We start from the raw sequence: 12395 nt of genomic DNA on the forward strand, positions 1-12395 counted from the left end.
ATGTCTTCTGAAGAGGTTATTGTGGAAGTTGAAAATATCTCGAAAAACTCCATGGAAGTCAAAATCAGGGGCGAGGGGCATACAATACTAAACATGCTCGTAGATGAACTAAACAAGAATCCCCATGTTACAGCATCGTATAAGATTGATCACCCTCTTTTACCCTTTGCCCATCTACTGATCCAAACAGATGGAACACTATCCCCTATAGAGGCTCTGCGTGAAGCAACATCCTCACTTAAAAACAAGTTGGAAGCATTGCGGGAGTCCTTACGGAAAGGGACGACTTAATTTCTATACTTTCAAATAAGGATCTGGCCAGGCTTGGAGATGCTTTGGTAAACTTTGTAGTTTCAGCTGCACTCACGCTGGCCACGGGGAAAATAAAAGGGGTTAAAGTACCCGGCAAGCTTTTAAACAAGGTTTATCATCTATCAGGCTTGTCTTCTATGCGCCTACCTTACCATGTTGAGCCCGGAGAGAGCGTAGAATCGCTTCTTGGCTTCGCTTGGCTGAAAAACTGTATAAGTTGTGAGGTGGCCGCGGAAATTGTCTACTCAGCTGTTAAAAATGGCAAAAGTATTGAGGAGGCTCTGTCAATCCTGGTAAACGAGATCTTAAGACGATGTGCTTGACTGTGCGGCGAGTATCCTTCGCTTAAAGTTTCGAAGGTTCCTCCTTCGCGGGATGAGGTTTTTTCTGGGCTTTGGAGGTATTTTGGGAGTAGCATTTCTTACTTTTCCTGCTTTCGTTAAACTACCGTGTGAAGGCATAAATTATTCCCGGATTCCCTCTTTTATTCAATAATATAAGCTTTTCTCTAATGTTGATCTGCGGAAACAGTTTCTTTTCGATTATATTTTCTCTTGATTCAGGCTTTGGCAGAATGGAAGTAAACTGTGTTAAACTTAAAAATTCACATAGACTTTGGAAAACGTTAACCATGGAGGACTCTGGATACAGTCCGCGTGTAAGGGAGTTGTTAGAGAGTAATGGTGTTAAAGTCTTTGACCTCGTCTCGGTGCAATTAAAAGATGGGATCAACCTAAGAGGTATTATTTTACCCAGGCCTTCGACCGGGGAACGAGACGCACTTGTTCTTAAGCTTGAGAACGGTTACAACGTAGGTATTCTTGTGGATAGGATCAAGGAAATCAGGCTCGAAGAAGAGGCTCATGTCAAGCAGGAGCAGATCTTGGAATCTACGAGAAAAACTCTCGCGAAGGCAAAAGTTCACTTTATAGGTACGGGCGGGACGATAGCTTCAAGGGTAGATTACGCGACGGGCGCGGTTTATCCGTATTTCACAGCTGAAGAGCTGTACTCGATGATACCTGAACTTGAGGAGATTGCACTAATTGAGAGCGAGACAATTTTCAACATCTTCAGTGAGGATATGACACCATCACAATGGAGCCAGATAGCCAGAAAGATAAAACAGGTGTTCGAGCAAAATGCTCCTGCAGGAGTAGTGGTAGCCCACGGCACCGATACTATGCACTACTCGGCCTCCGCGATTGCGTTCGCTGTTCAGAAGGCACCGGGTCCCATTGTCTTCACAGGAGCCCAGAGATCATCCGACAGGCCTTCCAGCGACGCATCGCTAAACGTAATCGGAGCCACAATCACTGCTGTCGATGCCCCATTTGCCGAATCGGTTATAGTAATGCATGGGAGTGTTAACGATGACAAGCTTCTCGTTCACAGGGGTGTGCGTGCTAGGAAGATGCATACGAGCAGGAGAGACGCATTCATAAGCATTAATGAGTTGCCACTTGCATCTGTAGATCCATATTCTAAGAAACTCAGCCTGTTAACAAAAGAGTACAAACAGAAGAGCAATGATCTAGAAGTATACCCTGAATTTAGCGAGAAAGTGGCTTTAGTAAAGTTCTACCCTGGAATGGATCCATCGATCTTTGAATTCTACCGAGATAAGGGGTATCATGGTCTAGTAATAGAAGGCACGGGATTGGGGCATGTTAACAGTAAGTTGATTAGCGTTTTGGGAGGGCTCGTTAAAGATGGGATGGTTGTTGTAATGGCTTCGCAATGCCTTTGGGGGTCTATCAACATGAACGTTTATCGTACAGGAGTAGAGCTACTTAGAGCTGGAGTTTTACCAGCTGGAAACATGCTTCCTGAGACATCATACGTTAAGCTAAGCTGGGTTTTCGGCCAAACTACCGAGGTCGAAGAGGCCGTCAAGTTATTCAAAAAGAACATAGCCTTCGAAACCTCTGAGAGGAACGAGTACAAGTTTTACCCTGGAGCCTGGTGGTGGCAATGACGACACTGTCAAGGAAGATAAAGTGCGGCATAGAGATACACCAGATGCTAGACACCCAGTCAAAACTGTTCTGTTCCTGTCCCACGAAAATCAGAAAGGATCCCCCAGACTTCACTTTCCTGCGGAGGTTGAGGCTGGCGCGAAGCGAGATCGGCGAGATAGACCCTGCTGCCTTGTTTGAATTCGAGAAAGGGCTCCAATTCCTCTATGAGGGCTACAATGACAGCGTTTGTTTAGTGGAAATGGACGAGGAGCCGCCCCACCCTACAAACATGGAAGCATTGACTATTGCGCTTAAGTTCGCTCTACTAGTCAACGCGAGAATTATTGATGAAATCCACGTGATGAGGAAAATAGTGATAGACGGGTCTAACACCACGGGGTTTCAGCGAACAATGCTTGTGGCTGTTGGCGGCTCGATAAACGTGAAGGGCAAAGAGATACCAATTGAAACAATATGCTTAGAGGAGGATGCGGCTAGGAAGATCGATGAAAGAAAAGACCAGCAGACAGTAATTTACCGGCTTGACAGGCTAGGAATACCCCTAATTGAGGTGGCAACCGGTCCGGTCATCGAGTCCCCTGAGGAGGCTCGTGAAGTGGCCCACTATATCGGGCTTCTCTTAAGATCTCTGGGGAAAGTAAAGAGGGGGCTGGGGACTATAAGGCAGGATCTTAACATATCTGTTGAGGGGGGTGCAAGGGTTGAGGTTAAGGGAGTACAGTACCTAGATTTAATCCCGCTTGTTGTTGAAAACGAGGTTAAAAGACAGGTAAAACTCCTCGAAATAAGAGACGAGCTTGTCGCCCGTGGGCTCTCTGTAACGGACATCCTTTTCGAGCCCGTCGACGTCTCCAAGTACTTTGAAAAAACAAAGTCTAAGGTGGCGAGAAGTGCCCTGGAAAAGGGCGGTGTTGCCCTGGCCTTGAAGCTCAAGGGGTTCAAGGGCATCCTTGGAAAGGAGATACAGCCGGGTAGAAGGTTTGGTACGGAGTTGGCTGACAGGGCTCGCTACTGGGCGAGGGTTGGAGGGATATTTCACAGCGACGAGCTTCCGGGTTATGGCATCTCGGAGGAGGAAGTTAAAATCCTCTCGGAGGTTCTCAGTCTAGGAGAAAACGATGCCTTCGTGCTGGTATTTGACGAGAGAGAAAAAGCCTTGAAAGCACTTGAAGCTGTTTACAAGAGAGTATTGGAAGCTTTCTCCGGAGTACCAGAGGAGACGAGGGCGGCAAACACTGACGGAACCACACGGTTTATGCGGCCTAGGCCTGGTAAAGCAAGGATGTACCCGGAAACAGATATTAGACCTATCGTAATATCGTCACAGTTGATAGAAAAACTTAAAGGAGAGCTTCCGGAGCCACCTGAGGAAACCTTAAAGAGATTAAAGAAACACTATGGTCTCTCAGACGTGTTGGCCCAGCAGCTTTTCAGCTCAGAGTACCTTTTCTTCTTTGAAGAGCTAGTACAGGAGACGGGCGTACAGCCAGTTATAGCTGCTACCCTGCTCACGAATACTTTGAAAAGCCTGAGACGAGAGGGAGTTAACGTCGAAGTGTTAGAAGAGGAGCACATAAAGAGGGTTTTAAAGGCGGTTGCCGAGAACAAGCTAGCGAAGGAGGCAATACCGGAAGTCTTAAGAGCACTAGCCGAGAACCCTGAGTCTAGTGTGGAGGACGTGATTGAGAAGCTGTCTCTACGAGGTCTAACATTGCAGGAGCTTGAGCGTTTGGTGGATGAGATTATATCTGAGAGGAAGCAGTTGATAATGGAGAAAAAGGAAAAGGCTTTTAGCCCAATCATGGGAATAGTCATGGAGAAGGTTAGGGGTAAAATCGACGGAAAAATAGTCGCAGAGGTTGTGCGTAAAAAGATAACTGAGGCTATTTCTTCTTAGGCTCCCTCCTTAGCTTAACCAACTCGACAGCTATCTTTTTTAAAACAACACTTTTCCGGTCTGCCGTCCTCACGATAATTCTTCCCTCGCTCTCATACCAGAAAGCCGGGAATTTTTTATCGCTCTCTATTAAGACGTCAGTATAGCCGGCGTTTTTAGCTGCTAACACCAGTTCATCTACGCGAGGCTTTTCGACAGATAAAACTTTAGGGACGCGGCGCCCCTTATCCCGGGGTTTTAGAGAATCAAAGTATACGGTCCAGATTATCTTGCCTTCTCTTTTCTTCATGAAGACTCCACAAGAACAGCATTCACAACGCCATCCTGTCCTGGACGCGAGGTCACAACGGCTTTACCGGCTTCCGTTTGAATAACTGCTCCCCGAGTTATAACTCCCCTCCTAGCAAGGTTCCTGTTGGAGGGATTGTCCAGAACCTTCAAAATTTTTACGCGAATAGTCTTCTTTTGGCTTGGAATATATACGTTAGCCTCTGCTGCAACTTTCACTCTAACCTTATAGTTTCCTCCGCGAGCACGGATTACTTTAACTTCAGTCCTATTGCCGACCGTAGGGTTAAGTGGGTATCGACCGGTAAGGTATTTTCTCTTAACCTTTACATGCCTACTTTTAAGCCCTCCGCTTATCTTTCTCAAGTCATTACCGTGGTATATTCCCATGACCTATACCCTATCTCCCTACTCTACGAGCCTTTTTAGTTTTTCGCTACCGTTTGAACACAAGTTTATTTACTCGTAATGCCTAATGTTATGGGTCTATTATGAGGGTCGTTGAAAAGGGAAGGATTAAAATACTCTTAAACAGGGATGTTCAACCTCACTATCTCGTAGCTGGGTTTCACGGAATAGGCCACGTTGGATGGATATCAGTGAGGCACCTAGTCGAAAAAACCAATGCGGAGAGAGTAGGATACGTTTTTTCACCCTACATGCAGCCATTTGTATCGATAAAGAAGGGGGTCAAGACTCCCTACGAGTTCTACCTTACCGGTGACACCCTGTATTTCTTGCCGAACGTCCCGCTAAGTCAAAAGGATGCCTCCATAGTCACTTTGAGCCTAGCAGAGTTCGCACTCGAGGTTGGAGTGCGAGAGGCTATACTATTTGGAGGACTCGACCATCGTTTTAAGGAGGATGACAAGATTCGCTTAGCACCGACCACGGCGTTCTATAACGAGCGGAGGGAATTATTCGAAACCGGTAAGCTTAAACTCATCGAGGAGGGCTTAGGGGTGGTTGGCCCCCTAGCAATTCTTCTTTCAGTGTTTGAAGCTGAGGGTGTACCGGCAGTAGCGATACTGCCATACGCAGCCCCGGACAGACCTGATCCCAAGGCAGCCGCCGAGGCTCTACGGATGTTCAACGAGATTTATGGCTATAGCGTAACGGTTGATGAGTTGATCGAGGAGGGCACAATGCTTGAGAGAGAGTTAGAGGAAGTTGAGAGGAAAATGAGAGAGATGGTTAAGGAGAGAGAGCCTCCTGTCTATCACGTGTAATCATCCCTTTAAGGATGGCCACTGCATCTAGTATCTTCTTTGAAGTTCTCTCATGTTCACTCAAAGCTTTTTCATAGCTGGGAAGGCTTACCTCCATAAAAATGACCCCCTCGTCTCTTAACTTGTTCCCCATTTTTCTCACGAATTTGCTTGGAAGAGAATAATATGCGAGAACAACCCCCCGGTAAGCCTTGTTTAAGATAAACCAAACCACGTCCGCAAGGATTTCATCCTTTGCCTCTTCGAACACGAGCCTGCTCGCCTCGTATTGAGACAAGGGATAGAAGCCGTCGAGCTCTACAGGTATTATGGAAAATGCTGGCGAAATGACAGCTACATCATACTCACTAAGAATGCTCATAGCATTGGTAAGAAACTCCTTTATTAGTCCAAACCGCGTAAAGGGTTTTTGCGGGGTTTCTTCAAATAAGATGAGAATGTCGCTTCTACTCTTATACCTAGTCTTGAGCCTATTGACATGTCTAACTACCTCTGGCCTATATCTGCTAGGAGCTCCAAGGAAGAATATCCCCCTTGGATTGGACCTCGTAGAAGGATGAATTTTAGCAAAGAACTCGGAGTACCTTAAAAACTCCCTAAAAGCGTTTGTAAGCGCGGGGTGGGCCCGGGCCTTTTCCTCCACTAGCTCCCAGAGCCTGCCCTCATGTATTGCTTGTTTTATCCGTTTTATCTCTTCCCAAATAACGTAAAGGTTGTGGAGAGCTATCAGCTCCACGCGTTCTTGTGATGGAAGCTCTCGCAGCTCGCGTGCGGTATACTTGGAGCAAACAGGGCAAGAACAGGGTAGCTCTTCAACGTCTTGCAGCCTCAATGTCCCCCTGGAAGTTATTATCCTATTGTTTCTAGCATATAGTGCGTAAGATGCGGAATCAAAGACGTCTACACCCATGGCTACGGCGAGAGGTAAGATCAACGGGTGCCCAGCTCCGAATAAATGTAATGGTGCACCCCACGGTAGATTTAGTCTTGCGGTCATTACAAGCCTAACGACCTCCTCGTAATCATACTCCTCCATAAACTGTGTCGGCCCCCCTACGGCATAAAGATCTGCTGGTATCTGGGAAGCCTGTCGAGCAGAATACGCGACAAGGCTTGTGTGAACACCGCCTTGAATTGGAGCGACAAGCAGCATGCCTTTTCTATCTACCTGGGCGGCTTCGCGTAACCGCTTGAGAGTCTCCTCAACCTCCGCACGAGCCTGTTGGAAGGGGGTTTCACGCCTTGTTGGGATGTCTAATATGACCCCGACATCTGATCCGATCTCTATTTGATATGTGAAGATTTCGAGTGGGCTTACCTCAACCTTCCCATAGACTAGAAGCTGGTAAGCTCCTGAGTCAGTGTAAACTGGGCCGTCCACACCCAGGATACCGTGAACTGTTAGTTCCTTAGCCAGGTCGCCGTAGTTCCTCTTTATGATGTAAGAGTTGGTGATGAGCATGGGAAAGCCTATCTCTTTTATTCTCTTCGCGGAAATAATCTGCCTGCTTGGATTAATCACAGGTGTCAGAGTGGGCGTCTCAACAACGCCCCGCCTGGTATAAAGTTTCCCCCGTCGCCCAAAGATATCGATCTCTTCAATCTCAAATACCTCGTTCCAAACCACGCGTTCTTAGGAAACATAAAACTTATTATAATTCACGCTAAGTGTGTAGCGGAGAGAGAAAAATGAAGGGAACAATCACAAGCATGGGCATCGTGTCCTACGCTAATGTTAAGCGTGTCCAGATAGAGATCGAGGGAGAAACACTAGACGTAGAAATACCTGACAAACTACTACAGGAAGTAGGAGCTGACCCCAGAGTGGGAAGTGAAGTTGAGGTCGAGCTCTCTAGGGAGCCTGGAGACCTATCTTACTGGCAAATAGTCATGTCAGCCGAAACATATCTTAAACAAGAGGCACAGGGAAAAATCTATGCCTCGGCGGGCGGGTTGCAAGTCGTAATACCCTCGAAAATCCTTGGCGATAAAATTGATATTGGTGAAAAGGTTTACCTGAAGCTTCGCTTCTAATAGGAGTTGGACGTTAGATTTTTAGTTGAAGCCCACAAATAAGAATTTGCCAAGTTATGTTAAATGTTAAGCAGCTTGAGGCTTTACTTGAGTGGGCCAGAGCTAAGAACGCAGTTATAGACTTCTTTTTCCGGGAGACAAACTACAGGCTCAGAATAGACAAAATGTTTCGCGCTGTAGACCAGAGTGGGAATGCTGTGTCCTGGGCCAAGGCGTTTGGCACGAAAAAGCCCTGGGACATTCTTGAAGCCTTTACCCTCGACAAGATTATAATAAGGCTTGAGGGTAAAGAGGAGGTATACCCTAACGTCCAGGCATTGACGCGCGCAATTTCATTAAAGGTTTAACTGTGTACATATAATCCTTTGAAGCCTATTGATGGCGAATTTGATGTCTTCCTCACTCACTGTTTTTCTCTCCGCATGTTTAGATGCGTCAACCGCTTCGCGTGCGATTTCCTGAGCAATTTTCTCGAGAAAATTCCTCAGTAGGATTACTGCGTCCTCGCTAACCCTCTCAGCTCCCTGTCTGTGAAGTATCCTGTCAATAGGGGCTAGGGGGATCTCGTATTCTTTTTTCTTTACAGGCATAATTTTATCCTTCTGTTTTATTTCAAACATATATTAAAAATTTTTTCCTCTGTTGTTGAACGAAAGAGGTTTTATGAAGCCCTAGTTCCAATTGGAACATTGCATAAGCAAGCAAGTGCAAAAATTTTTAAGAGTGGATGTCAGCGAAAGACCAGGGAGATAGAATGGGTAATGTACGGACAAAGCTCGTCAAGAGGACCTCGAAGATGCTTGCGGAAAAGTTTGGAGACTATTTCACGACAGATTTCCAGTTTAACAAGGAAAAGGTATCCGAGCTTATAGATACGCCATCAAAAAAGCTTCGAAACCAAATAGCAGGGTATGTTACGCGTCAAATAAAGCGCAAAAAGATGATAGAGACACAGCTCAGCCTCAGGCAAGAAATAACAACTACAGACGAAGAGGAATATATACGACAGATCGAAGGAGTGTAAGTGACCGTCACCGCCGCGTGCGCACCCGGGGCCGGCTCCCGGTTACCCTTCTTTAGGGGTATTCTCTGGCTCCTGATGATGTTGTCTTTTTCTTCTTGGTGAGGTCCTAGGCTGACGTCATGCCAGACTACAGGAAGGCATTCGACGGCATGGATGTGATGCTCAGGTAGGCTAGAAGAACTTCAAAGCGGGATTTAAGGCCTCCTCGAGGACTGGGAGGTGGGGAGGACATACTAGGGGTCTCCCCCGAGATTATAGAGGGTGGGAATGGCTTCGGCCTGCCTGGGGCCTCATAGAAAAGTGCTCTGGATTTGTAGTGAAAATTATTATGCTCCTCACGGTCTATAGCCTAGAAAAATATTTTACCCTTTTACTAACTTATCAACACTGGCGGGGGTGCCCGAGCTAGGACAAAGGGGGCGGACTTAGGATCACAGAGATAAGAGCTCCGCTGGCGTCGGCCTGCCCGGGTTCGAATCCCGGCCCCCGCACTTCTCTCATTTAAAACCTTATCCTAGTGTAGCATCTATGTTCCTACTCCTCCGAAAATATAGAAAAATACTTCTGTCGGGCACACTATGAAAAGAAACATTTAAATTACCTCCAGAGACATTCAACGCGGTGTACTGTTAGATGAGGCACTCCCATGGCTATAGAAGCCGCGGAAGAAAGATCTTTAGGATAACCCCCAGGTTACGAGGATATAGAGGGTTAAGCAGGCTAATGCAAGAGTACAATATAGGTGATACTGTTGTTATTGATGTCAACCCAACGTTCATAGAAACAGCGCCACATCGTAGATATCAAGGAAAGGTGGGGAAGATAATAGAGCGCAGAGGAAGGGCTTACGTTATCGAGATCCGAGTTGGGAACAAGATCAAGAAAATCATAACAACATCTGAACACATTATCCCATTTAAACAAGCAGGCTCTTAGCCTTCAATTGTCTGTTCTCGATAGCCATTTCTTCCTCTAGTCGATATTTATAACGTCTAGTTCTATCTTCTCTACGCTCTTCCCGAGAATTCCGGCTATGCTGGGGTTAGTACGGCCCCCGTCTCCATGAATAAATTCCTTGATATAGAATCCTCCTTGGGCATCAATTAGAAGTTCGATTTCTCGGTCGGAGACTCTGGAGGCCTCAACCCTGTATACAACTTTACGCCTCAGCTTGTCGGCCCTCCGGTGTAGGACTCTAGTAGGAGTTTTCTGTTCAACTGTCACGCCATTAAAACTACTGTTTATTTTTTCTATGTCCTCATCCGATATTGGTGACGAGAAAGTAACAAGGGCTCGATATGTTTTCCTGGCTATTTCCGCTAGACTCTTAAGCGTTTTGATACTTCTACGCTCGCAGTAAGCAAGGCCTTCAACTTCAATTAATCCACCCGCGCGAGTATTAATTAGACGCTCGAGTTCTTCCAGGTTTACACTACGTTTCCTAGGACGCCTTAGCTCTAGAACGAAAGGCCTGCCTTTACCAAGTGTCCTAACATCTATATCTTCTCTTCCCCCTGCATGGAATCTTGCACCCGTTGCTTGGAAAAGCTCTATAGCTGGCTGTGCGATAAGTTCTTCTATAGAGGTCTTGTATTTTATTCTGTCGTCTGAGTAGGGCCAAGGGTTCTGAGGTAGCCCCCTGACGAGTTTTCTATATCTTCCACATACAAAGACCGGTTGAGGGATCATCTCAATATTGTCCCCCTCTAAATCAAGTATTATGAGTAAATCAGGCTTCTCTGGATCGTATTCTTTTCCAGTGATTCTTGAAAAAATTTTCCCTACTTCACGAGTCACTTCATTTTTGAGTGACTCTGCGTCACTGAGCTTATATCTGCGCCACAACTCTTCTTCCCTCTTAAGAGTTTCAAGTGGCAGTCTAACTCCAAACTGGAAGGTCTTAAACTCGTAGCTTAAAGCCTCCCTAGCAGCCTGAGCGGCTATATCCTCGTATCTTTCGGTTATACCTCCACAAACGTGACACTTCTCACGGACGGTAGTTTGTCCCTCTAAACTTGAAAGAATAATTCTCGCAGGCTCAAACCCCCCAGCGCTAAGACTCCTCAAAAGTTTCAAGTTAAGTTCTCGGGGAGAGCTCTTATATGCTTCTAGAAAAAGAACGGTCTTTATAGCCTTCCCGCGTTCAGCATTGCTTAGACCATAACCTCTTAAGCCGAAAAGCCTACCGAGGCACGAATCGCAAAGCACGTATCCATTTTCGAGTATTTCCTTGGCAACCTCCACGATCATTTTGACCTACAACTAGGCTTTCAGGCATCTTAAAAACCATGCCTAAAGTGCGTATCTCTGCGCCCCTCGTAGGGGGGTGAAGGACGCGAAGAAGGGCCGAAAGGTGGATTAACGAAAAGGTAGCGTACCTGGGGCTCGCTCAACTCCTCCAAGATCCGATCCACAAGGAGCTCTACGGGCTTGATGCCCGTTCGCCTCTCAAGATCTTCAAATGACTCAAAAGGCTTTTTACTCCGTTCCTCGAGAATTTTCCAGAGCGTCTTCTTACCTATCCCTTTTAGGAGTTCGAGCTCATGGGCCTTTTTAGACAGTGGTTGCGCTTTATTAAAGAATTCTACGAATTTTTTCTCCCTCTCTAGGACAATATTCGACACGATGTCTCTTAAGATAGACTTAGCGTTCCCTGTCAGGTCTTCATGTCTTATAATTCTAACAGAATGTATAAGGCCGGCCTCTACGCCTGCCGCAAGATCCATTTTCTCCCCTACTTTCACCTGGGGTATTATCTTTTCATCCACTCTGAGCTCCATCAGTAAAAGTTTCTCCTCGCCTATCCCCTGGACGAGAGGATAAGGTATCCTTCTTATAGGATCCCCATATGGCAGAACGTCTAATACGATTAGGGAGCTCTCAGGAGTCCTGAGGGTTCTTCTGAAATCATGCCTAAACATGTGACAACCCCAAGAGAAGCTTGTGAAAAGTTACTCAGAGTTAACGATCTCCAAGATGCGTTTATAGTCCTCTTCTGAAAAGACTTTACTCAATGGTAAAAATACGAGTCTGATCTCTCCCGGATCTTGGGGTTTCAGATTAACGAGTTGAACCGCAATATCCTCTGGTATGTCAAAGGTTTTTATAAGCTCCTCAACTTTAGCCCTTGCTCGCTGGGGGTCATTTTCCTTAGAAAACCTTCTAGCATACTCCAGAGTGTATCGCTCGAGGTTTGTAAGCTCTCTAACCCTTTCCTCTTTCTCTAGGATTTCCCGTAACTCAGCGAGCGTCAGATTCCTCTCGTTAATAATCCTTGGCAATGTAGATGACACCTATTCTTTATTTTTATCTTTTTAACTATTTAATGTTTTTCTATTTTTTAAGAAAAGGAAAAAATACCCGAAAACAAAGAACCATGAAGAGACCCTACCTTTACTTTCTATACACTGTAAAAAGCGCCGGGGCCGGGATTCCCGCATAGCCTCATAGGCTATGTTTCGAACCCGGGACCGCCCGGTTAACAGCCGGGCGCTCCACCTGGCTGAGCTACCCCGGCTCAACTCCTTTATTTAAGCTGACTCATTTAAAATTTATGTTTGGCTTGTTGTGAGATGCTTAGATGCGCTTTTACCGTTGTGTGCACATGCAAACTCTTCTTTAAGCATTAA

Annotated in this window: 17 protein-coding genes and 2 tRNA genes; 10 read left to right on the top strand and 9 right to left on the bottom strand. The window is 46.1% G+C overall.

Annotation, left to right across the window (positions count from 1 at the left end; genetic code table 11):
* Positions 1-291 (top strand): RpoL/Rpb11 RNA polymerase subunit family protein, encoded by a 291-nt coding sequence (locus ACP5KC_RS00920; RefSeq protein ID WP_052884766.1) that lies wholly within the window; start codon positions 1-3, stop codon positions 289-291.
* Positions 292-335: 44 nt separating this feature from the next.
* Positions 336-635, top strand: coding sequence for a ribonuclease III family protein (locus ACP5KC_RS00925; protein WP_052884767.1), 300 nt, complete (start codon positions 336-338; stop codon positions 633-635).
* On the opposite strand, the gene ACP5KC_RS00930 is transcribed toward ACP5KC_RS00925, so the two are convergent.
* Positions 618-773 carry a 30S ribosomal protein S30e gene (locus ACP5KC_RS00930; protein WP_191118566.1) on the bottom strand — a complete coding sequence of 52 codons (156 nt, stop codon included), beginning with the start codon at positions 771-773 and terminating at the stop codon, positions 618-620. The two genes, ACP5KC_RS00925 and ACP5KC_RS00930, sit on opposite strands and share 18 nt — an antisense overlap.
* A 170-nt stretch (positions 774-943) precedes the next feature.
* Between ACP5KC_RS00930 and gatD the strand changes: the two genes are divergently transcribed.
* Together gatD and gatE are read left to right on the top strand one after the other, a co-directional pair.
* Complete coding sequence (gatD, locus tag ACP5KC_RS00935) at positions 944-2290, top strand: Glu-tRNA(Gln) amidotransferase subunit GatD (protein WP_273434139.1); 1347 nt, start codon at positions 944-946, stop codon at positions 2288-2290.
* Positions 2287-4191 carry a Glu-tRNA(Gln) amidotransferase subunit GatE gene (gene gatE / locus ACP5KC_RS00940; protein ID WP_273434137.1) on the top strand — a complete coding sequence of 635 codons (1905 nt, stop codon included), beginning with the start codon at positions 2287-2289 and terminating at the stop codon, positions 4189-4191. Before gatD ends, gatE begins: the two co-directional genes overlap by 4 nt.
* Here the strand turns inward: gatE and ACP5KC_RS00945 are convergent.
* Both ACP5KC_RS00945 and ACP5KC_RS00950 read right to left on the bottom strand, forming a co-directional pair.
* Complete coding sequence (locus ACP5KC_RS00945) at positions 4178-4480, bottom strand: signal recognition particle subunit SRP19/SEC65 family protein (protein WP_052884769.1); 303 nt, start codon at positions 4478-4480, stop codon at positions 4178-4180. The two genes, gatE and ACP5KC_RS00945, sit on opposite strands and share 14 nt — an antisense overlap.
* Positions 4477-4869, bottom strand: coding sequence for a 30S ribosomal protein S8e (locus ACP5KC_RS00950; RefSeq protein WP_052884770.1), 393 nt, complete (start codon positions 4867-4869; stop codon positions 4477-4479). Before ACP5KC_RS00950 ends, ACP5KC_RS00945 begins: the two co-directional genes overlap by 4 nt.
* 101 nt (positions 4870-4970) lie before the next feature.
* On the opposite strand from ACP5KC_RS00950, the gene ACP5KC_RS00955 reads away from it, so the two are divergent.
* Entirely contained in the window at positions 4971-5708 is a 738-nt protein-coding gene (locus tag ACP5KC_RS00955; protein ID WP_052884771.1) for a proteasome assembly chaperone family protein, read from the top strand.
* Here the strand turns inward: ACP5KC_RS00955 and tgtA are convergent.
* Positions 5674-7335: a tRNA guanosine(15) transglycosylase TgtA gene (gene tgtA, locus ACP5KC_RS00960; RefSeq protein ID WP_273434133.1), complete on the bottom strand. Its 1662-nt coding sequence runs from the start codon at positions 7333-7335 to the stop codon at positions 5674-5676. The genes ACP5KC_RS00955 and tgtA overlap by 35 nt on opposite strands.
* A 62-nt stretch (positions 7336-7397) precedes the next feature.
* Here tgtA and ACP5KC_RS00965 point away from each other — a divergent pair, with 62 nt between their 5' ends.
* Positions 7398-7742: a hypothetical protein gene (locus tag ACP5KC_RS00965; RefSeq protein ID WP_191118567.1), complete on the top strand. Its 345-nt coding sequence runs from the start codon at positions 7398-7400 to the stop codon at positions 7740-7742.
* A 56-nt stretch (positions 7743-7798) separates the two neighbouring features.
* Entirely contained in the window at positions 7799-8089 is a 291-nt protein-coding gene (locus ACP5KC_RS00970) for a hypothetical protein (protein WP_052884774.1), read from the top strand.
* Here the strand turns inward: ACP5KC_RS00970 and ACP5KC_RS00975 are convergent.
* Complete coding sequence (locus ACP5KC_RS00975; protein WP_273434130.1) at positions 8078-8362, bottom strand: histone family protein; 285 nt, start codon at positions 8360-8362, stop codon at positions 8078-8080. The genes ACP5KC_RS00970 and ACP5KC_RS00975 overlap by 12 nt on opposite strands.
* Before the next feature lie 134 nt (positions 8363-8496).
* On the opposite strand from ACP5KC_RS00975, the gene ACP5KC_RS00980 reads away from it, so the two are divergent.
* The 3 genes from ACP5KC_RS00980 to ACP5KC_RS00990 all read left to right on the top strand — a co-directional run bounded on the left by ACP5KC_RS00980 (position 8497) and on the right by ACP5KC_RS00990 (position 9702).
* Positions 8497-8766: a 30S ribosomal protein S17e gene (locus tag ACP5KC_RS00980; RefSeq protein ID WP_191118569.1), complete on the top strand. Its 270-nt coding sequence runs from the start codon at positions 8497-8499 to the stop codon at positions 8764-8766.
* Positions 8767-9156: 390 nt separating this feature from the next.
* A tRNA-Leu gene (locus ACP5KC_RS00985) sits at positions 9157-9257 on the top strand.
* A gap of 142 nt (positions 9258-9399) precedes the next feature.
* Complete coding sequence (locus ACP5KC_RS00990; protein WP_052884775.1) at positions 9400-9702, top strand: 50S ribosomal protein L21e; 303 nt, start codon at positions 9400-9402, stop codon at positions 9700-9702.
* 36 nt (positions 9703-9738) lie between these two features.
* Here ACP5KC_RS00990 and ACP5KC_RS00995 read toward each other — a convergent pair whose 3' ends face one another.
* The 4 genes from ACP5KC_RS00995 to ACP5KC_RS01010 form a co-directional block, all read right to left on the bottom strand.
* Positions 9739-11016, bottom strand: coding sequence for a tRNA pseudouridine(54/55) synthase Pus10 (locus tag ACP5KC_RS00995; RefSeq protein WP_273434126.1), 1278 nt, complete (start codon positions 11014-11016; stop codon positions 9739-9741).
* Between the two features lie 29 nt (positions 11017-11045).
* Entirely contained in the window at positions 11046-11687 is a 642-nt protein-coding gene (locus tag ACP5KC_RS01000) for a DUF655 domain-containing protein (protein ID WP_052884777.1), read from the bottom strand.
* A gap of 30 nt (positions 11688-11717) precedes the next feature.
* A complete protein-coding gene (locus ACP5KC_RS01005; protein WP_052884778.1) occupies positions 11718-12059 on the bottom strand; it encodes an RNA polymerase Rpb4 family protein in 342 nt (113 codons plus the stop codon).
* 124 nt (positions 12060-12183) lie between these two features.
* Positions 12184-12283 (bottom strand) — tRNA-Asn (locus ACP5KC_RS01010).
* Positions 12284-12395: the final 112 nt, after the last annotated feature.

It is taken from the genome of Infirmifilum sp., assembly GCF_049970975.1.
Taxonomy (GTDB): domain Archaea; phylum Thermoproteota; class Thermoprotei; order Thermofilales; family Thermofilaceae; genus Thermofilum; species Thermofilum uzonense.

Excerpts from the sequence above, each read along its gene's own strand:
- ACP5KC_RS00920 (WP_052884766.1), top strand. The coding sequence starts at position 1 with ATGTCTTCTGAAGAGGTTATTGTGGAAGTTGAAAATATCTCGAAAAAC.
- ACP5KC_RS00930 (WP_191118566.1), bottom strand. The coding sequence starts at position 773 with ATGCCTTCACACGGTAGTTTAACGAAAGCAGGAAAAGTAAGAAATGCT.
- gatD (WP_273434139.1), top strand. The coding sequence starts at position 944 with ATGGAGGACTCTGGATACAGTCCGCGTGTAAGGGAGTTGTTAGAGAGT.
- gatE (WP_273434137.1), top strand. The coding sequence starts at position 2,287 with ATGACGACACTGTCAAGGAAGATAAAGTGCGGCATAGAGATACACCAG.
- ACP5KC_RS00945 (WP_052884769.1), bottom strand. The coding sequence starts at position 4,480 with ATGAAGAAAAGAGAAGGCAAGATAATCTGGACCGTATACTTTGATTCT.
- ACP5KC_RS00950 (WP_052884770.1), bottom strand. The coding sequence starts at position 4,869 with ATGGGAATATACCACGGTAATGACTTGAGAAAGATAAGCGGAGGGCTT.
- ACP5KC_RS00955 (WP_052884771.1), top strand. The coding sequence starts at position 4,971 with ATGAGGGTCGTTGAAAAGGGAAGGATTAAAATACTCTTAAACAGGGAT.
- ACP5KC_RS00965 (WP_191118567.1), top strand. The coding sequence starts at position 7,398 with ATGAAGGGAACAATCACAAGCATGGGCATCGTGTCCTACGCTAATGTT.
- ACP5KC_RS00970 (WP_052884774.1), top strand. The coding sequence starts at position 7,799 with ATGTTAAATGTTAAGCAGCTTGAGGCTTTACTTGAGTGGGCCAGAGCT.
- ACP5KC_RS00975 (WP_273434130.1), bottom strand. The coding sequence starts at position 8,362 with ATGTTTGAAATAAAACAGAAGGATAAAATTATGCCTGTAAAGAAAAAA.
- ACP5KC_RS00980 (WP_191118569.1), top strand. The coding sequence starts at position 8,497 with ATGGGTAATGTACGGACAAAGCTCGTCAAGAGGACCTCGAAGATGCTT.
- ACP5KC_RS00990 (WP_052884775.1), top strand. The coding sequence starts at position 9,400 with ATGAGGCACTCCCATGGCTATAGAAGCCGCGGAAGAAAGATCTTTAGG.
- ACP5KC_RS00995 (WP_273434126.1), bottom strand. The coding sequence starts at position 11,016 with ATGATCGTGGAGGTTGCCAAGGAAATACTCGAAAATGGATACGTGCTT.
- ACP5KC_RS01000 (WP_052884777.1), bottom strand. The coding sequence starts at position 11,687 with ATGTTTAGGCATGATTTCAGAAGAACCCTCAGGACTCCTGAGAGCTCC.